This window comes from Bradyrhizobium sp. NAS96.2 (assembly GCF_001908235.1).
Classification (GTDB): Bacteria; Pseudomonadota; Alphaproteobacteria; order Rhizobiales; family Xanthobacteraceae; genus Bradyrhizobium.
In genome coordinates, this window is the sequence record NZ_LGHK01000191.1 from 23794 (window position 1) to 42012 (window position 18219).

Consider the following 18219-nt stretch of genomic DNA (forward strand, 5'->3'; position numbering starts at 1 on the left):
CAATGGCATCTACTTCTTCGCCTGCAATTCGATCGGGGGCGCCTCGGCCTTTCGGGCTAACGTGGCCGGGCGACGTTTTCGCGGGCGGCCTGCCTCACGCCGGCTCTCCTTGGCGCGATCGATCGCCACGGCGCGCGTCAGCCGCGTGATCATGTCGAGCTGGAGCCGCAGCTTGAGATGCAAGTGGAGCATGATGAGCAAGCTGATCACGACCCAGGTGTAGACGATGAGGTCTGACCCGCGGCCGATTCCCGCGAAGGCGGCAAGCGCCGTGGCATGCTCCGGCACCCAGACGAAGTAGAGGCCGGCGAGCCCGGCGCCGCTCGCGAACAGCCCGATAATCGGCACCGTTCGATGCGCTGACCATGCGTAGACCAAAACCAACCCGAGAAGGACGGTCAGAAACAGCTGCGCGATCATCGGTAGAGTCTCCGCGCGAACAGATCGATCAGGATGGTCAGAGCATCGGTGATGCGTTGACCCTTGCCCAACGAATAGGCGCTGTACTCGATGTTCACCGGCACCTCGACAAAGCGCAGGCGGCTCTGCGCGATCTGGTGCAGGATCTCGGACGCGTGTGCCATTCGGTTCTGTCGCAAGGAGATCGCGCGGGCGCCGCGCGCGGTCATCGCCCGTAGGCCATTGTGGGTATCGGTGACTGGCAGTCCGGTGCTCGCGCGCGTAAACCGGATCGCGGCGCCGAGCAAGATGCGGCGCAGCACCGGCAGATTTGCCGTCGCGCCGGCGAGAAATCGGCTGCCGAGCGCGAAATCGATCCCGGGCTGCTCGATGGCCGCGAGCAGCGCCGCGATGGCCGCGGGGGAATGCTGACCATCGGCGTCGAACGTGACGAGTGCATCCGCATGCTGCTCGAGGGCGAAGTCGATGCCGGTCTGTAGTGCGGCGCCCTGTCCGAGGTTGATCGGATGCCGGACCACGACCCCACCTGCGAGCAACGCGACGTCGCCGGTGCGGTCGGCGGATCCGTCATCGACCACGATGACCGCGTATCCGGCGCGGCGAATGCCGGACACGACACTGCCGACCACCGGTGCTTCATTGTACGCCGCGACAACAACCCAGGGATTGCGAATCCGGCCGGTCATGGGAAGCTCGTATCCGGACGTGGGGGCGCCTTGCTCAAGACCACGCGCATCGCGTCGAACAGGTTCACCGGAATGGCGAACCGGTTGCCGGTCGGGCTGGCCGCGATCTTGCGGCCGAGCATGCGACCGATTTGGAAGGTGATCAGCGAGAGCGGCACGAATTTCCAGGGGTGATCGGAACTCTCTATGCGAAGACCGATCGAATCGGCCAGAGACGCGATGCTGTCGCGGTTGAAGAACCAGAGGTGCTGCGGCGGCGTCATCAGGCGCCAGTGCGCGCCGGTCGATCGCGCTGCCAAGGAACCGAAGTCTCCGGTCGTCAGCACGATGATTCCGTCCGGCCGGAGATGGTCTGCAAGTAGCGCGAGGGCTTCCCTCGGCTCGGGCAGATGCTCGACGACATCGAGGAGGACGATGACATCCAGGGTGCCAAGCGACTTGAGAGTCGCTTCGCTCAGCGGACCGCGCACGACGTTCAAGCCGAGATCACCAGCATGCGCTGCAGCCGCTTCTGCGGGCTCGATGCCGCTCACCTCAAATCCAGCGCGGCGCGCTTCATCGAGAAAGAAGCCGTAGGCGCAGCCGATCTCGAGCAAGAAGCCCTGTGCCTTGCGGCGCCGGATGAACTCGACCGTGCGGGCGAACTCGCGCCGTAGCACGGGTTCGGCGCCGCGATAGTCGGCGTAGCCGTCGGACTGACGGCCGGAAAAGTAGCCATCGTCATAATAGGCGAGGGGGTCGAAGCTCGATGTCTCGGTGCGTCCCAGTCCGCAGTCAGGACATTGCAGGATGTCGCAACCGTTCTTGACGTAAAGAAGCCGATGCAGCGTCGCGCGACTGCACGCGGGGCATTCAAGCGTAACCGCAGGTCGGTCGTTGCGCATCAGCACATGCGTTCCGCCCAATGGCGTTCTTCGGTCGGAAAACGCATCCGAAGCCGAACTGTTCCGCTCGGCGAACGGCCACGGGGAGCTGTGACGCCGGAGCCGCCGGGCGCCAGCGTCTCCGCAGTGCCAGCTGAGGCTGATGTTGAGCAGCTTGGCCGCGTTGTAGTCAAAGACGCTGGCGCGCTGCTCGTCCGTGAGCTCCGGCGCTTCGTGACGTGCTCGATCGGATCGAGGGTATGGCGCGCTCCCGGCTTCCTCGCCTTGCTCCATCTGCACTCAATAACTTGGGCGCAGTCTGGAATTAGAGAACAATTTCAATCGCATAAGAGTTCGCGGTTCTATTCTGAATGGTGCGCCAAAGCAGCGCCATTCCATAGCCTTGTCCGAAGCGGGTTCGTCGCGGGAGCGTGATTTCTCGCGGGCTGTTTTGCACTCCGTGGAATCCCGGTCCCAATCAGGCAGGCGAACGCCGCTGCTTTCCGCTATGATAGCAGCCATGACGATCGGGATTACCGGACCCGAACGGAAGGCACCACGACAAAGTGGCGTGGTCAGGCTCATCCTTGCGACCATTGCCATTGTGATCTGCTTGATCCTGCTCGCGCTCGCGAGCGATTTCCTGGTCGACTGGCTGTGGTTTTCGTCGGTCGGCTATTTGCAAATCTTTTGGACAACCATCGGCGCCAAGGCTGCCACCTTTGCTGCGGCCTGGACGGGAACGGCTCTCATCCTCGGGGTGAACGGGGGTCTCGCGCTGCGTTTAGCCGGCAAGCGGTCGACACAGGTTGCCGCGGCGCCCGTCTGGCAGGTCGCGGGCAGCGCGCCGCCCGATCCGTTTGCGCGGTTGTTGGATCGACTGCCGTGGCCCGCGATCGTCGCAGGCGGGGCAGCCTTGCTCGCGCTGCTCGTCGCGGCGGCCGAAGTCGGCCATTGGGACATCTTCCTGAGGTATCTCTATCAGGCGCCCTATGGCGCAGACGATCCGCTCTTCAACAAGGACCTCGGCTTCTACTTGTTCTCGCTGCCCGCCTATGTCCTGGTCAAGAACTGGATCCTGCTCACCCTGGTCCTGAGCGCGGTGTTCGCCGCAGCGATCTATTGGGCTCGCGGCGATATCGAATACGACGTTCATCAGCGGTCGATGTCGCCCATGGCGATCGCCCACGGTTCGGCATTGCTCGGCCTTCTCTTCGCGGTGAAGGCCTGGTCCTACGCTCTCGACCGCTATCTGCTGCTCTACGGCGACAACGGCGTTGTCGTCGGCGCAAGCTACACCGATGTGCATGTGGGGTTGCCGGCCCTGTGGCTCATGATCGCCCTCTCGATCACCGCGGCGCTCGTCGCGTGGGCAAACCTGCGGGCGCGCGGCTACCGGCTTCCGGCGGCGGCGGTCGTGCTCGTCGCCATCGGCACCCTGGCATTGTCGGGCGTAATCCCCGCCCTGTTCCGGCAATTCTTCGTCAAGCCGAGCGAGCTGGAGCTGGAGAAGCCCTATATCGAACGCAATATCGCGCTGACCCGGCAGGCCTACGATCTCGACAAGATCGTCGTCAAGCCGTTTGCCGCCGAACAGAAACTGACCTTCAAGACGCTCGAGGCCAACAAGGCGACGATCGACAATATCAGGCTGTGGGACTGGCTGCCCCTGTCGGACACCTACGCGCAGCTGCAGGAGATCCGCACCTACTACAAATTCCACGATCTCGACGTCGACCGCTACTGGCTCGATGGCTCCTACCAGAGCGTGATGCTCTCGGCGCGCGAGCTGCGACCCTCCCTGCTGCCGCCGAACGCCCAGACATGGGTCAACCGCCACGTGCTGTTCACCCACGGCAACGGCGCGGTGATGAGCCCGGTCACCCGCAAGAATGTCGAAGGACTGCCGCTGTTCTATCTGCGGGACATCCCTCCGGTTGCCGACGGCGGCCCCAAAATCCTCGAGCCGCGCATCTATTACGGCGAGGAGAGCGACGACTACGTCGTCGTCAAGGGGAGCACGCCGGAGTTCGACTATCCCAAGGGAAAGGACAACGTCTACGCGGATTATGGCGGCACGGGTGGCGTTCCGATCGGAGCAGTCGTGTGGAGAGGCCTGTTTGCCTATTACTTCAACGACCCGAATCTGGTGCTCTCAAGTTATATTACCGCCGACAGCCGGATCATGATCCGCCGCAATATCAGGGAACGGGTCCAGACCATTGCTCCGTTCCTCAGGCTCGATCACGATCCCTATCTGGTCATCAGCAACGGGCGGATGTTCTGGATCCAGGACACCTACACGGTGAGTTCCTATTTCCCCTCGTCGCAGCCGGCGCACGATTTCGATCTCAACTACATCAGGAATTCAGTGAAGATCATCATCGATGCCTATAACGGGACCGTCGATTTCTACCTCGTCGACACCGGCGATCCGGTCGCGGCGACCTATCGGTCCATCTTCCCGGGCCTGTTCAAGCCGTTCGCGGCGATGCCGGCGGACTTGCAGAAGCACATTCGATATCCGGAAGACCTGTTCCTGATTCAGGCGCGGCTCTACCAGACCTACCATATGGAGGCCGCCGACGTTTTCTATAACCGCGAGGATCTGTGGCAATTCCCGCGCCAGCCGGGCGGTGACGGCATTGCGACGATGGCGCCGTACTACATCATCATGCGGCTGCCCGATGAGCCGCAGGCCGAGTTCTTCCTCATGCTTCCCATGGTGCCGAGCCGCCGCGACAACATGATCGCGTGGCTGGCGGCGCGATGTGACGCGCCCGACTACGGCAAGCTGATCGTCTACGAATTTCCCAAGGAGAAGCTCGTCTACGGGCCGTTCCAGATCGAGGCGCGGATCAACCAGAATACCGAGATATCGCAGCAGATCACGCTGTGGAATCAGATGGGCTCGCGGGTGATACGCGGTGCGAACTTGCTCGTGATCCCGATCGAGAACTCGATACTCTATGTCACGCCGCTCTATCTGCGCGCGGAGTACGGCCACCTGCCGGAGCTGAAACGCGTGATCGCAGCCTATGGCGAGCATGTGGTGATGAAGGAGACGATCGGAGAGGCCTTGTCCGCGCTGTTCGTCGAGCCCGGCGCGGCGCGGCCGGCCTCGGGCACGAATGATGAACTGCCTGCCGCCGGCCCGTCGACGAGCGGGGCAAGGGAGGCGCTCGATCGTTACAACAAGGCCGTTGAGCGGTTGAAATCCGGCGACTGGAAAGGTTTTGGCGAGCAGTTCGATTCCATGCGCCAGCCGCTCGAGGACATGAACCGGCGCTCAACCGGTCATTGAAGCATAATCTGGAAAGCTGCGAAGTGGTTCTCTCTCGCGACAAACTCGGAGCGCGTTTGCGCGGCGATCATGCTCAAACAAATGGCTGAAGCGCGATGAAGATTCAACCTGATCTCATCGCGCTTCAGTCTTGCGGCGTCATAGGCGTGCTACTTTCCTCTGTGAGATGCGGATTTATGCCAAACGCCAACCTCCGTCATTGCGAGCCACCCGGTCGGCGCGAAGCGCCGCCGGATGACAGGCTCCCCGAAGCAAGCCATCTCACCGCAAGCGGAGACATGGATTGCTTCGTCGCTGCCACTCCTCGCAATGACAGCTTGCAAAAGCGTGACAGAGTTCACAGTTTTGTTCTACGCGGTCTCACGCCGCGGCGAGCACCGGTTGCGCCGGCCGCCGTGTGATCAGCAGCGACAGCACGGCGGCGATGATGCCGGTCAGGCCCGCGATCATGAAGGCCTGCAGGTAATCGCCCTGGCTTGAGCGCATGAAGCCGGCGAAGAACGCGGCGCAGGCGGCACCTAACTGATGGCCGGCGACGACCCAGCCGAACACCAGCGGCGCATTCTTGTCGCCGAACGCCTCATTGGCGATGCGCACGGTCGGCGGCACGGTCGCGATCCAGTCGAGGCCATAGAACACCGCGAACACCGACAGGCTGACCAGCGAGAAATCCGAGTAGGGCAGGTAGATCAGCGACAGGCCACGCAGCCCATAATAGAAGAACAACAGCTTGCGCGGATCGAACCGGTCGGTGAGCCAGCCCGACAGCGTGGTGCCGAACAGGTCGAAGAACCCCATCAGCGCGAGCAGGCTCGCCGCCTGCACCTCGACGATGCCGTGGTCGCCGCAGAACGCGATCAGATGGGTGCCGACCAGGCCGTTGGTGGTGAAGCCGCAGATGAAGAACGTGCCGAACAGGAACCAGAACGCCCGCGTCTGCGCGGCGCGCACGAGGTTGCTGATCGCGGCGACAAACGGATTGCCCGCAGCTTGCTGCGCGGGCGGATCGTCATGCGCGCTGCCGAACGCGCGCAGGCCGACCGAAGCAGGCCGCTCCGGCACCAGGACATACACCAGCGGGATCAGCGCCGCGCAGCATGCGGCGACCGTCAGCACCACCGGCTTCCAGCCGCCCCATGCCACCAGCGCCGCAAGGCCCGGCATGAAGATCAGCGTGCCGGTCGCGGTCGACGCGGTCAGAAGCCCCATGACGAGGCCGCGATTGGTGGTGAACCAGCGATTGACGATGGTGGCGCCGAGCACGTTGGCGACCGCGCCCGAGCCGATGCCGGACAATAACCCCCAGCTCATGAACAATTGCCACGGCGCGGTCATGAAGTAGCTCATGCCGGTCGAGACCGACATCAGCAGCAGTGCGCCCAGCAACGTGCGGCGGATGCCGAAGCGCTGCATCACGGCCGCGGCGAACGGGCCGGCGAGGCCATAGAGGAAGATGCCGACCGCGGCGGATGACGAGATTACGCCGACATCCCAGCCGAACGCGCCTTGCAGCGGCAGCATCAGCACGCCCGGCGTCGCGCGCAGGCCGGCGGAGGCGAGCAGCGCAAGGAAGATCACGGCGACGACGACGAACGCGTAATTCTGGCCGAACGGGCGCCGGCGGACGGGAGCTTCTTGAAGGGCGGTGCTGGACATGTTACTTACCGGTACGTGTTGCGACGCGGTGTGTATACGTACCGGTCAGTAACATTGTCAAGAGGGTCGCGGGGAGGATCCGAAGGAGCCGTCATGAAGAAAGCCGTCGAACCATCCGCGGAGCGCCCCGTACGGGCCGCCGACCGCATCCGCGCCTCCGCAAGCGAGCTGTTCTATCGCGAGGGCATCCGCGCCGTCGGCGTCGACGAGGTGGTCGAGCGCGCCGGCGTCACCAAGCCGAGCCTCTATCGCAGCTTCGCCTCCAAGGACGAACTCGCCGCCGCCTATATGCGCGACTATGAAGCGAACTTCTGGGAGAAGTTCGAGAAGCCCGGCGGCAAGTCATACAGCGATGCGCGCGAGCATGTGCTGGCCTACATCCGTGTGCTGTCTGCCAACGCCGTGGCCGAGGGCTATCGCGGCTGCGGCCTGACCAACGCCACCGTGGAGTATCCGTCGCGGGACAATCCCGCGCGGCAGGTCGCCGAAGCGCACAAGAAGCTGTTTCGCAGGCGCCTGCGCGAGCTCGCAGGCAGCATGGGCGCGCGCCACCCCGCCGTGCTCGGCGATGCGCTGCTGCTGCTGATCGAAGGCATCTACGTCACCGGCCAGCAGTCGGAAGACGGGCCGGCGCAGTCGGCGCTCACGGTCGCGAAGCTCCTGATCGATGCGAGCGTGGCGAAGGGGTGACGTCGGGCGGCGCCGGAGGTCCACCTCTCCCTCGGGAGAGGTCGGCGCGCAGCAAGCGTAGTCCGGATGAGCGTAGCGATATCCGGGGAATGGTCCGTCCCCGCATGTCGCTGCGCTCATGCGGGCTACTTGCTCCCGATCGATGCGAGTGTGGCAAAGCCGTGAGGCGGATGAGCGGCGGCAAGGCGTGCGAGCGCGCCCGCCTGAACTGTCACGCGTGCAGCACAGCCGGCCGCCTCAAGCCCAGCGTCGAAACACGAGACTGGCGTTGACGCCGCCAAATCCGAAGCCGTTCGAGATCGCGTGCTCGATCGCCATCCGCCGTGCAGTGTTGGCGACGAGGTCGATACCCTGCGCGGCCGGATCGGCGTTCTCCAGATTGAGCGTCGGCGGCGCGACCTGGTCGCGCAGCGCCAGGATCGTGAAGATCGCCTCGACGCCGCCGGCAGCGCCAAGCAGGTGGCCGGTCGCCGACTTGGTCGCGCTGACGGCAACCCCGCCCTCGCGCCCGAACACGCGCTTGATGGCTTCCAGTTCGGAGAGATCGCCGACCGGCGTCGATGTCGAATGCGCGTTGAGATGCTGGATATCGCTCGCGCGCAAGCCGGCCTGCGCCAGCGCCATCTCCATGGCGCGGCGGGCGCCGTCGCCGTCTTCGGGACCTGCGGTGATGTGATAGGCGTCCGCCGTGGTGCCGTAGCCGACGATCTCGGCGATCGGCTGCGCGCCGCGCCGCAGCGCATGGTCGAGCTCCTCGATCACGAGCACGCCTGCGCCTTCGCCCATCACAAAACCGTCGCGGTCGCGGTCGAACGGCCGCGAGGCCCGGGCGGGCTCATCATTGAACGACGTCGAAAGCGCCCGCGCGGCCGCAAAACCGCCAAGGCTCACCGGATCGATGCACGCCTCCGCGCCGCCGCAGATCGCAACGTCGGCCTCATTGGACCGGATCAGCCGCGCCGCATCGCCGATCGCCTGAACGCTCGCAGCACAGGCGGTCACCGGCGCGCCGATCGCACCCTTGTAGCCATAGCGGATGCTGATGTGCCCGGCCGCGAGATTGGCCAGGAAGGCGGGAACGGTGAACGGCGACAGGCGGCGCGTGCCGCTCTTCTCCACCGTGCGCACCGCATCCGCGATCGCGGGAAACCCGCCGATCCCGGTTGCGATCACGGTCGCGGTGCGCTCCTGCGCCCGCGCCTCGGCCGGCATCCAACCGGCTTGCGCCACAGCCTCCGCGGCCGCCAGCAGCGCGAACAGGATGAACCGGTCCATCTTCTTCTGGTCCTTGCGCGGCGCCGCGGAATCAGGATCGAACCCGCCCTCGGCATCGTCAGCCTTGTCAGGCACCTGGCCTGCGACGCGCGCCGGCAGGCTCATCGCCCAGTCCGGCAATGCCCGAAGCCCGGACTGCCCCGCAAGCAACCGCGACCAGACCAGTTCGGTGCCACACCCCAGCGGGGACACCGTCCCCAGGCCCGTCACAACAATTCGACGCATGGTGCTCCTGTCGCGCTCGCCGGCGTGGCCGGTTGGTCGTATATATGATGATCATCATCTATTATCTCGACCGGCCCGGCGTCAAGGCACTGCGTCACGCCGTTCGCCGGGCGTCGGGGCGCGTCGCATTGGCGGAGCAGTGGCCGGCGCTTTCTTTTCCGGAAGGAGTGCCACTTTCCTTCGTCTCGATTCACATGCGTTATTTCCGGAACTGCAGATCAGTTGGATGATCCGGGCATCGGGGCACGTGATTTTCATTTCGTATTCTTTCAGCCCTCATACCGGCCGCTGGGTCTCGGCAAGCAGCGGTCGGCGATCCGGATTGGCCCCAGCATTGCCCTCCAAGGGTGCTGGGGTCTTTTTCTTTGAGGACCGAGGTAAGAAAAAAAGGCCCGGCTTTCGCGGTGCCTTGTCGTTCATGCCAATACGAGGCCGCCAGCCGAGGCGGCCTTGCTCGTTCGCGGCAGCGTTCACCGTTGCGTCGAGGTGTTGCGCCGCGCGGCTATCGCTATTGGCGTTGCTCGCCCTGCATCGATCCTCACCCATAACCTCTTTCGGATTACCTCATCGTGCGGAGCCCAAGGCCATGAACCTTTGGTGCGCCCTGCGCGTACTCATGCCTGTCAGGAATTTGCACTTCCTTCCTGGGGCTAGAACCAGCGCCGACCGCAAGCATTTCAAGCGGCCGGCGTTGTGCTATGGGCTCGCGAATTTCGCAACCAGGACGGCCGCCGGCGCATCTTCCGGGGCTAGGCGGAACGCCGAAGCCGTCCCGATCACGAGCGCGCTTCGTCAGCAGCGCCGATGTCATTGTATCGGGGAAGGCCGGCATCGGAGATGCCCTCGCGGGCTACCTCAACTTGACAAATGTCCAATTGCTCCTTTCGCAAGACCTGATCGCGACCAAGGTCTCCTCATCTTTTTCTCGCCAAACAACAAGCCACGGAACTTTTTGGCTCCTCGTACTTTTTTAATCCGATTTGGGCAGTCAACGTCAGCTTTGGAGAGAGGAGCTATGAAGCGACGGCACCGGGTCAAACATGTTTTTCCTCTTGAAGTACGCCTTTCCAGGGAAGCCCAGGAGCTCCGCCAGCGGGCCAAGAAGCTTCCTCCAGGTCGAGAACGTGAGATATTGCTGAGGAAGGCGCGGCAGGAAGAGACCACCGCTCATTTGACGGAATGGCTGATGTCATCCGGCCCACGGGTGCCGATCTAGGAGGGCCACCATGCTGGCCAACCACCGCAACCTCGATGGCATTGAGATAGCCTTTGTCTGCGCTGCGGCGGCGTCATTGGTCGCGCTCATCGCCAGCGTGGCCTGGCTGCTCATGCGGTGAACACGGAACGCCGCTGTCGCGTCCAACGCTTGGGCTTTCCGGCGTTCCGGCTGCTTGGCGACCTCTGTTGCTTCGACGCATTGTGTCGGCATCACAGGCCAAATCACTCGCCAAGTCACTCGCCAAGTCACTAGCCAAGGCTCCGCCCGCTGGGCGTAGATGTCTGAGAGACGCGCGCGCTGCGGCCTGCACGACAAGGGCAAGACGCCCCTCGGCCCGCAAAACCGGCTCGTCGACATTCATCGAATTCGGGGGGCGGTACTGCCGATGAGGACGACGAAGGGCACGACCCACGCCGCCGCCTGATTGCCGAGCAGCACCATGGTCAGAACGGCCGGCGTGAACATCATTGTGTTTTCCGCAACGCGGCGGCCCAAGGCCGCCGCAGCCGCATCGGGACGCCGCCGGGCCGCGGCGGATCGTCGTCCTCGCCGTCGAGGCGGCGCAGCGCCGCAAGAATGTCGGCGAGCCGGATCGGATGATCCATACCCGGAATCTCGCGCAGCCAGGGACAGGATTCGACCGCGAACATGTCGGACGCCCATGACGACAGGATGATCCGCTTTTCGGGCGCGGAGAGCTCCTCGTCGTTCAGGACCTCGTCCGGTGACGCGTAGTGCGCGGCCGGGTGGAAGAGGGGACGGAGTTTGCCGGAGTTCGTGTTGGCGTCTGTCATTGCTTGCCTCCCTTTACGCTCCTTTCAAGGGGATGACCGGTTGTCGTGGACCGGACGGCGGCAGACGCCGCCGCCCGTGATCGCCGCTACTGGGTCTTGATGGCGATGCGCTTGACGTCCGCCCGCGGGTTCTCGCTCTTCGGCAGCGAGATCGTCAGGACGCCGTTCTTGAACGAGGCTTCCGCCTTGTCCTCCTCGACGCCTTCCAGCGGGATCTGCCGCTCGAAGGCGCCGTAGGTGCGCTCGGTGAAGTGCTTGCCTTCGCTGCTGCGCTCGTCCTTCTTCTCGCCGCGGATGGACAGGACGCCGTTTGCGATTTCGATCTGCACGTCCTTCTCCGTCATGCCGGGCAGCTCGGCCGAGATCGTCACCGCCTTGTCGGTGTCGCTGACCTCGAGCTGCGGCCAGCCGAACCGCCCCTCCATCAGGGGGGACAGGCTTGGCGCGCCGAAGCCGCGGAAGGCGTCGTCGAACAGACGGTTCATCTCGCGGTGCAGCGTCATGAACGGATCGTAGTTGCCGCGCGAGGGCGCGAGCTCCTGGTTTCTCGCCCAGGGAACGAGATCACGAATTGCCATGTCTCTTCTCCTTCAGATGTCTCTTCTCCTTCATGCATGGGACAGGGAGCGCGGACCCGCATTGGCGCGCCGCGTTCCGCCGTCGCTACTTCGGTCGAGCCGTCAGGCCGCCTGCTTCTGCTCGATCTGCGGCGAGGAGCTGCCGCCGGCCGCGATGTTGATCCTGCGCGGCTTCATGGCCTCGGGTACCTCGCGGACCAGATCGATGATCAGCAGGCCATCCCTGAACGAGGCCTGCTTGACCTGGACATAGTCGGCCAGGTTGAACACGCGCCGGAACGGGCGCGCCGCGATGCCCTGGTACAGGAATTCGCCGGCGGCCTTCTCGGGCTTCCTGCCTTCGATGGTCAGCGCGTTCTGCTCGGCTGTGACGGTGATGTCGTCGGCGCCGAAGCCCGCCACCGCGAGCGAAATCCGGTAATGGTCTTCGCCGGAGCGTTCGATGTTGTAGGGCGGGTAGTTGTCATCGCTTGCCTGGCGCAACGAGCTGTCGACGAGGTTGGCCAGATGGTCGAAGCCGATGCTGGAGCGCCACAGGGGCGCGAAGTCGAAGGTGGTCCGCATACCAAGTCCTCCAAAGAGCAAGATGGATACGAAGGAGCGCAAGACGGCAGGTCGGGGGACCGCCCGCCCGGCGCCCGCGCCGGACCCCGGAAGGCGCCCGGCACACCGCTCTCGCGGCGAAAAATGACTTAGAAAAACGACAAGCCGATTCAAGGGGAGCCCGCGAAAATTTTTTGATGCCGGATATTTCGATGCAGATTTTCGATGAGATCGACGCCGCGCCGCAGCATGGCGCTCCGCGATGCCCCGCCGTTAAGGATCGGCGCGCAAGGCTGGCGGCAACGCACTTGACAGTGCGAGTGCCCTGAATAGATTTTCCCGCACCGGAACTCGTTTCCGGTTTTTCGAAACTGAAAAGGACAACGACGACCGTCTGGAGTGACGATGATGTTCGATGAAGATATTGCCCGCATCCGCACCCACCGCAACAACATCCACCGCTATCGACGGCTGCTGAAGACGAGGCTGTCGGACCTCGAGCGCCGGTTCGTCGAACGGCGTCTGTCGGAGGAGCAGGCCGCCGTCGAGGCGCTGGTGTCCGGGACCTTCCCCGTCGCGTTTACCTTGCCGAAAGGTCTTGGCGCCACGCCGAGCCCGGAGGCGTCGTCATGACCGACCTCCGCGACCTGCTGATCCGCGGCAGCGAGAAGGTCATCGGCCACTATCGTCTGCTGCTCGCGAGCGCCGCGACCGAGAAGGAGCGCGAACTTTACCGAAGCCGGATCGAGCGCGAACAGCGCCTGCTGGACGAGCTCCAGGGCGGCTTGCCGGATCGGTTCGCGGCATGACCGGCGACGAACGCTTCGCGGCGTTCGATATCGAGCTGAAGCGGCGCGGCCGCGGCAGGTGGAAATGGTCCGTCTGCGGCACCGGTGGGCATGCCATCATGTGCGGCTCGGAATGCAGTCAGGCCGCAGCGCGATACAAGGCGCAGCGCGCGCTGTTTCTCCTGCTGTGCGCCAGCGCCTCGCGCCTTGCGGAGTTGCCGCCCGAGCCGTCCGATCCTTCGCCGCGCGCCGCACCGGCAATCTCCCGCGCGCGCGCCCGCAGGCTGGAGAACCGGACCGCGATCGAAGGGCTGCGTCAGCAGAGAAAGTCGCCGTCGGAGAATGTCGCGAAGCACCGCTCGGCGCATGCGGCCGTCGCTGCTTTGGCGGCGATGGCTCGGTTGTCTGCCCGGCGGTCTCGTCGCCGGTCGGGCGACAGGGGACTATCCGAGCCCTAGCCTGCGATGCCGGGGAATGGTCCGTCCCCGCATGTCGCTGCGCTCGTGCGGGCTAACTGCCGACAGGCCAACAACGAAGTCGTCACGCCGAATATCGTGGCGCGACGACTTCGCCATGGTGGATCCGGATGGAGGGCAATATCCGGTACGCTGATGTTTGATCGGTGACCGCGTCAAAGCAAACGAACTCGCGCGTTAAGCTTGATGCTGCGCGATCAGGTTAGATCGGGAACTCCGGTCGCCGACCTATCCTTTTTAGTTCAGGCTAACTCCGCTGCGTGATTGATCCCGGTCGCAGTGCTTGATCCATTGCGTCAATTGTTGAGCGGTAATGACGAAATTTTGACGGGCGGTTAACCGACCTCGCCGACACTTCGAGAGCCAGACCGGAGACGTGGAAGTGTCCTTCCAACTGACCGTCTTGAAAGTGCTGGCCGGCCAGTCCGCCGGACGCGCCTCTGTTGCCGAAATCCGGCACGCCGTCGAAATCCTGATGAACAGCGGCAAGGACTGGACCGATCGCATGAAGCGCTTGGCTCAGCATGCACCGGATCTGAATATCTTCTCGGCCAGATTCATCCTCCGCGATCATGAAGGCTGGGAAATCACCGATGCAGGACGGCAATTCCTCGCGGTGCTTGAGGCTGCGGTTGCCAATCGGATAGAGCCAGCGCCTCGATCAGTCGTCGATCTGCCATCCAGCGAGCCCGCAGCGAAGCCGGTGGCGGATGTGGCAAGATCGCCTGATCCTCCGCAAAGACGCCGTGACTGGCCGCGCCGCCGGCGGAGGAGAGACCGAGCAAATCGGCGTAGAGCCTGAATGGTCTGTCGGGTTTTGGCGCGCAGCCCCGCGTCCAGGCTTCGTTAGTGGAAACGAAATCTTTCTGACAGAGCATCAATCAGATTTGCATGATTTATTGATGGACCCGGAATGGTTATCCTTCCCGACAGACGCAAGTCTGCACGCAATCCGTCGTTGGATGATGCCCTGATCAGGTTTGACGACCTGTCGCTGTGCTGTGTCGTGCGGGACATCACGGAAGATGGCGCCGCTTTGTGGGCGGACCAGCATTCAGAGCTGCCTGATCGTTTCACCCTCATCATTCCACCGAGCAAGACTTGCTTGTGCAGCGTGGTTTGGCGCAAAGGCGGATGGGTCGGCGTCAAGTTCGTCACTGAGTGAACGGGCAAGCGGAGCCCGGATGAGCGCAGCGATATCCGGGGAATGGTCCGTCCCGCATGTCGCTGCGCTCATGCGGGCTACTTGCTGAGGTTCCGGGGCGATCCGTTACGCGGTCTTGCGCATCCTGTCGTAGGCAGCCAACTCGGCCATCATGTCACCCGTGCCGAACGTGATCGATCGCAGCGGCGACAGCGCCTCTCGCAGATCCGAAGAGCGGCGGCACAGATAATAGAGCTGGTCGATGGACAGCCAGTAGCAGCCGTGAAGATACATGCGGACAAATCGTTCCTTTGGGCCGTTCGAAAGCTCGCAGATTGCGTCGATGCCTTGCTGAATGCGCAAAAGGTACTTGTCGTTGAATTCGTCGAGCTGAGCGCGAAGCGTAGGATCCTGGGCCGTCAACCGCGCTCCCCACAACGATGAAACGAACGCCCGAAGAAATGTACGATCCTGCATCGAACCATGATCTGTCATCGAGACCGCGATACGATCGATCTCTCGGCCGGCTAGGTCGATTCCACCTCCGTCCAGAAACCGTATTCCGCCGGAACGAAGCTGGATCTCATGCCCGTTCGCCTGAATGAGCGGGCGGAGCAGCGCCCTCGCGAAATCGGCCAAGGCGTTCAGCGAATTCCCTCCTCTCGCGGCGTTGGTCAGAGCCTTGCTCTTGCACTCGAACAGGTAGAGCCGCGCGTCGGTCTCGCTGGCGACATCGATCTCGGGAGGACTTTCGCCCTTCTTCTGCCCGTCGCGCTTGTACTTTCTGCTTTCCGCTGTAGTCCGACCGTTCGTCAATGCGACCGCGTCGACGGTGAGCAATTCCAGAGCCTTACCCATTAGATTTTTGAGGTCATGAACGCGGGCTTCCCTGAGAAGAGTGAAAACCCTTTCGAACAAAGCCCGCCCGACGATGGCGCGCGGCGGTAGGACGTACAGACCCTCCGAAATCTGGTAGATCGGATAGGATGGCGCATTGCGCTGGCTCGTATCGTGTGGCGTCAGATAACCTTGGTTCAACTGCTCGACCGGGATCCGGCATGCCTCGAAAAAAGCCGCCGCTCTCCTGGCCGGTAACGTCGCCGATGAGGCGTCGAATGGAGTGACGAAAGCCAGGCCGGCGATCTGGGCCCTTGCCATCAACAGGGTCCCGAACTCGGTCCATTCGTCGACCGATCCGACGGGGAACACGCATCCGACCGATTGCATGTGGCGCAGCCAGCCAGCGAAGATCGTGGGGGCGACCGTCGGCTGCCATTGCTGGAAGGCGAACAATTCGTCGTAGAGAATCTTGTCTGCAAGGCTGCCGTGGAGGTTGGCCAACGACAGGCTCATTCCATCGTATGGATTGTAGGCCTCAGTGTCGAGGACGGCGGCCAAGTCCCGCGCGAGCTCAGTGAGCCTTTTGTGGTCGCCGGCAGGATCGCGCGATGTCGGCACGACCGAGAAATGCTTCCAAGCCAGATTATAGAGAAAGTGAAGCGGCTCGCTCGGAAACCGCGCATTCAGGATCGCGCCGCTGACCCGTCGCCCCGACAAAAGCGAGCCGTGATGGACGCGGCCGGACATCCTATAGCAGTCCAGAATTCGATCGATGACGGTACGGCCGCTGACGCGCTTGACCAGCGCATCGATTTCTTCGCAGATCGCCTTGAAGGATTCTGGCTCTAGATGGGGTCCGAAAGAAGAGATCCCGATTGCGTGCCCCATCGCTAGGAGGCGCCTGCATGCATCTGCGACGGCCGTGGCACGCGAAAACTGCTCCACGCCGTAGACATCGAACGTCGACAGGCTCTTGATCCGCCGCGCGGCTGAGACTGCCAAGCTGTTCCAGGCGTCTTCGTCCGAGAACGGCGCGATGAAACGGATCCGGTCGTCCGACCCGAAGGAATCGCAGATCCGACGGACCACCTCGTACGCATCCACCGGCGCGCGACCCAACAAGACCGCGATCTGAACCGGACTGCTGATGGCGAATGCCGCCTCAATCAACAAGCCGGTTTCGTCACGCACGAGCCCCTGTCGTATCGCGGCAGACTGTCGATCGATCTCCAGCTTCCTATCGGCATCGGTCGCGAAGGTTTCGATCGCGCCCACATCGTCGTTCCATGCCGATAGGGCGAGGAAACGATCAATCATGTTCGCCTCGAGAGGCACTACGGTCATGCGGATGTCCATTTTACGGAAGCGCATCAATTACGGTGTGCACTTAACCGTCTTCGCAATTTGATGAACTGTCACCGTAATTCGTATAGTTGAGTACACTGTCACCTTAATGCGCAACCAACAGTACGGGGCAAGCGGTGATTCTACGCAATTGTCCGTGGTCTTAAGCGGATGATTGGACTGGGTTCTGGAGATCCGTTTTTCCATCGCATCTCCCACACAGGCACTTTAAGCGGCTCGCAGAGGTCGTGAAGATCATTCAGTCTTGGGAACGTTTCCCCAATGACCACGGCCTTCATGGCGTCGCTGAAGTCGAAAATAATTTCCTTGTGTTCAGTATCCCAAACTAGCCATCGATATTCTTGCTCGGTTTGCCAATCCAGAGCCTTGTCAAAAAACAAGGCTTGCCAGTGAATCTCTGCATGCTCAGTCATCGCCCGAGCCATGCCCAAACTCTTTATTCGGTCATAGTTCAGCACGAATGGATTTAGGAGGGGGTGGTTTCTGCCGATCCTTGGCGTGTTGGCATAACGCACACGATCGACGAATAGCTTCGACCCTTTAGGAACCGTTGCCCGGATTGCAGCATCGAGTGCCGCCCGATCGAATACCATGCAAGCACCACAGTAATTCTCAGCGTACTGTTGCCACATGCGCGGGCGAGAAAATCCACGACCCCAAACGCTATTCACGTCTCCTCTGTCAAGAGCGGTGCTGTCATCTAAGGTCGTGCAGAGGACTTTGGCGAAGTTCTTAGCGTACGCCGTAGCCTGTTCCTCAAGGTCAGGCCAGTTAATTTCACCGAAATCGGCAGCGCTCATAAAACCAAAGTGCCAACGCGCAAACTCCTTGGGGTCGTTCAGCTCCGGAAACGGCGAAAGTCGCAAGGTCCTTTTTTCGATCTCCATGAGAGCACGGTCAGCAGTGCGGTAGCGGTAGACGTAGTGCTCAACGGAGTCGAGGTGATACCCATTAAATTGTACTAGGAAGTCTTCGGGCGTCATAAAGCAGCTCCCAGCTAAAATCCCAGCGATGCGCGCTCCGCCCGAAGCAGCTTCGTGATCAAGGAGGGCGGATTAGCTAAGGTTTCTCTCCGACCCGAATTAGAGCGGTATCGGGCCCGAAGTTGTTGTTCTGTCTCTCGACACCTGGCGCATCAATTCCAGCGTTGGTGAACGCGTTCTGCAGATCGTGGCCCACAAAATCGGAAGGTTGTCCCTTTACGATCTCGATGCGAATTCCTTTAATGGGTTCTCCGGATGATTGGATGTACGAAGCGACGTAACCCCAAACATCGTATCCCGACTTTTCAGCAGTTCTTTCAGCTTTGCTGCATACCCATAAACACGCTTTGCATCCGCATTGGAATATTCG

General features: G+C 62.5%; 18 protein-coding genes. 7 read left to right on the forward strand and 11 right to left on the reverse strand.

What is annotated here, in order from left to right:
* Positions 1–9: 9 nt before the first annotated feature.
* From AC628_RS32875 to AC628_RS32885, 3 genes are read right to left on the reverse strand one after another with little or no spacing between them, the layout of a single operon-like run.
* Positions 10–420, reverse strand: coding sequence for a DUF2304 domain-containing protein (locus tag AC628_RS32875; protein ID WP_074130893.1), 411 nt, complete (start codon positions 418–420; stop codon positions 10–12).
* On the reverse strand, positions 417–1106 hold the full coding sequence (locus AC628_RS32880; RefSeq protein ID WP_074130894.1) for a glycosyltransferase family 2 protein: 690 nt from the start codon (positions 1104–1106) through the stop codon (positions 417–419). The genes AC628_RS32875 and AC628_RS32880 overlap by 4 nt, the downstream gene beginning before the upstream one ends.
* Entirely contained in the window at positions 1103–2263 is a 1161-nt protein-coding gene (locus tag AC628_RS32885; protein ID WP_083633232.1) for a class I SAM-dependent methyltransferase, read from the reverse strand. The genes AC628_RS32880 and AC628_RS32885 overlap by 4 nt, the downstream gene beginning before the upstream one ends.
* 226 nt (positions 2264–2489) lie before the next feature.
* On the opposite strand from AC628_RS32885, the gene AC628_RS32890 reads away from it, so the two are divergent.
* Positions 2490–5273: a UPF0182 family membrane protein gene (locus AC628_RS32890; RefSeq protein ID WP_074130896.1), complete on the forward strand. Its 2784-nt coding sequence runs from the start codon at positions 2490–2492 to the stop codon at positions 5271–5273.
* A gap of 360 nt (positions 5274–5633) precedes the next feature.
* On the opposite strand, the gene AC628_RS32895 is transcribed toward AC628_RS32890, so the two are convergent.
* Positions 5634–6929: an MFS transporter gene (locus tag AC628_RS32895; RefSeq protein ID WP_074130897.1), complete on the reverse strand. Its 1296-nt coding sequence runs from the start codon at positions 6927–6929 to the stop codon at positions 5634–5636.
* A gap of 93 nt (positions 6930–7022) precedes the next feature.
* On the opposite strand from AC628_RS32895, the gene AC628_RS32900 reads away from it, so the two are divergent.
* Complete coding sequence (locus tag AC628_RS32900) at positions 7023–7619, forward strand: TetR/AcrR family transcriptional regulator (RefSeq protein ID WP_074130898.1); 597 nt, start codon at positions 7023–7025, stop codon at positions 7617–7619.
* A gap of 237 nt (positions 7620–7856) precedes the next feature.
* Here AC628_RS32900 and fabF read toward each other — a convergent pair whose 3' ends face one another.
* The 4 genes from fabF to AC628_RS32925 form a co-directional block, all read right to left on the reverse strand.
* On the reverse strand, positions 7857–9119 hold the full coding sequence (gene fabF / locus AC628_RS32905) for a beta-ketoacyl-ACP synthase II (RefSeq protein WP_074130899.1): 1263 nt from the start codon (positions 9117–9119) through the stop codon (positions 7857–7859).
* 1683 nt (positions 9120–10802) lie between these two features.
* Complete coding sequence (locus tag AC628_RS32915; protein ID WP_074130901.1) at positions 10803–11132, reverse strand: hypothetical protein; 330 nt, start codon at positions 11130–11132, stop codon at positions 10803–10805.
* Between the two features lie 86 nt (positions 11133–11218).
* Positions 11219–11710: an Hsp20/alpha crystallin family protein gene (locus AC628_RS32920; protein ID WP_083633233.1), complete on the reverse strand. Its 492-nt coding sequence runs from the start codon at positions 11708–11710 to the stop codon at positions 11219–11221.
* Between the two features lie 102 nt (positions 11711–11812).
* Entirely contained in the window at positions 11813–12274 is a 462-nt protein-coding gene (locus AC628_RS32925) for an Hsp20 family protein (protein WP_074130902.1), read from the reverse strand.
* Positions 12275–12658: 384 nt separating this feature from the next.
* On the opposite strand from AC628_RS32925, the gene AC628_RS32930 reads away from it, so the two are divergent.
* From AC628_RS32930 to AC628_RS32950, 5 genes are all read left to right on the forward strand, one after another.
* On the forward strand, positions 12659–12886 hold the full coding sequence (locus AC628_RS32930) for a hypothetical protein (RefSeq protein ID WP_502689802.1): 228 nt from the start codon (positions 12659–12661) through the stop codon (positions 12884–12886).
* Entirely contained in the window at positions 12883–13062 is a 180-nt protein-coding gene (locus AC628_RS32935; protein ID WP_074130903.1) for a hypothetical protein, read from the forward strand. The genes AC628_RS32930 and AC628_RS32935 overlap by 4 nt, the downstream gene beginning before the upstream one ends.
* Positions 13059–13499 carry a hypothetical protein gene (locus AC628_RS32940; protein WP_074130904.1) on the forward strand — a complete coding sequence of 147 codons (441 nt, stop codon included), beginning with the start codon at positions 13059–13061 and terminating at the stop codon, positions 13497–13499. Before AC628_RS32935 ends, AC628_RS32940 begins: the two co-directional genes overlap by 4 nt.
* Before the next feature lie 400 nt (positions 13500–13899).
* On the forward strand, positions 13900–14319 hold the full coding sequence (locus AC628_RS32945; protein WP_074130912.1) for a hypothetical protein: 420 nt from the start codon (positions 13900–13902) through the stop codon (positions 14317–14319).
* A gap of 111 nt (positions 14320–14430) precedes the next feature.
* The gene (locus tag AC628_RS32950) at positions 14431–14682 is read left to right on the forward strand and encodes a PilZ domain-containing protein (protein WP_074130905.1); all 252 of its coding nucleotides are present in this window, start codon (positions 14431–14433) and stop codon (positions 14680–14682) included.
* Positions 14683–14787: 105 nt separating this feature from the next.
* Here AC628_RS32950 and AC628_RS32955 read toward each other — a convergent pair whose 3' ends face one another.
* From AC628_RS32955 to AC628_RS44900, 3 genes are all read right to left on the reverse strand, one after another.
* Entirely contained in the window at positions 14788–16818 is a 2031-nt protein-coding gene (locus AC628_RS32955) for a hypothetical protein (RefSeq protein ID WP_143201927.1), read from the reverse strand.
* Positions 16819–16988: 170 nt separating this feature from the next.
* Positions 16989–17849 carry a DUF2971 domain-containing protein gene (locus AC628_RS32960; RefSeq protein ID WP_074130907.1) on the reverse strand — a complete coding sequence of 287 codons (861 nt, stop codon included), beginning with the start codon at positions 17847–17849 and terminating at the stop codon, positions 16989–16991.
* A gap of 76 nt (positions 17850–17925) precedes the next feature.
* Positions 17926–18219: hypothetical protein (locus tag AC628_RS44900; protein ID WP_210190292.1), on the reverse strand; the 294-nt coding region annotated here is incomplete at its 5' end.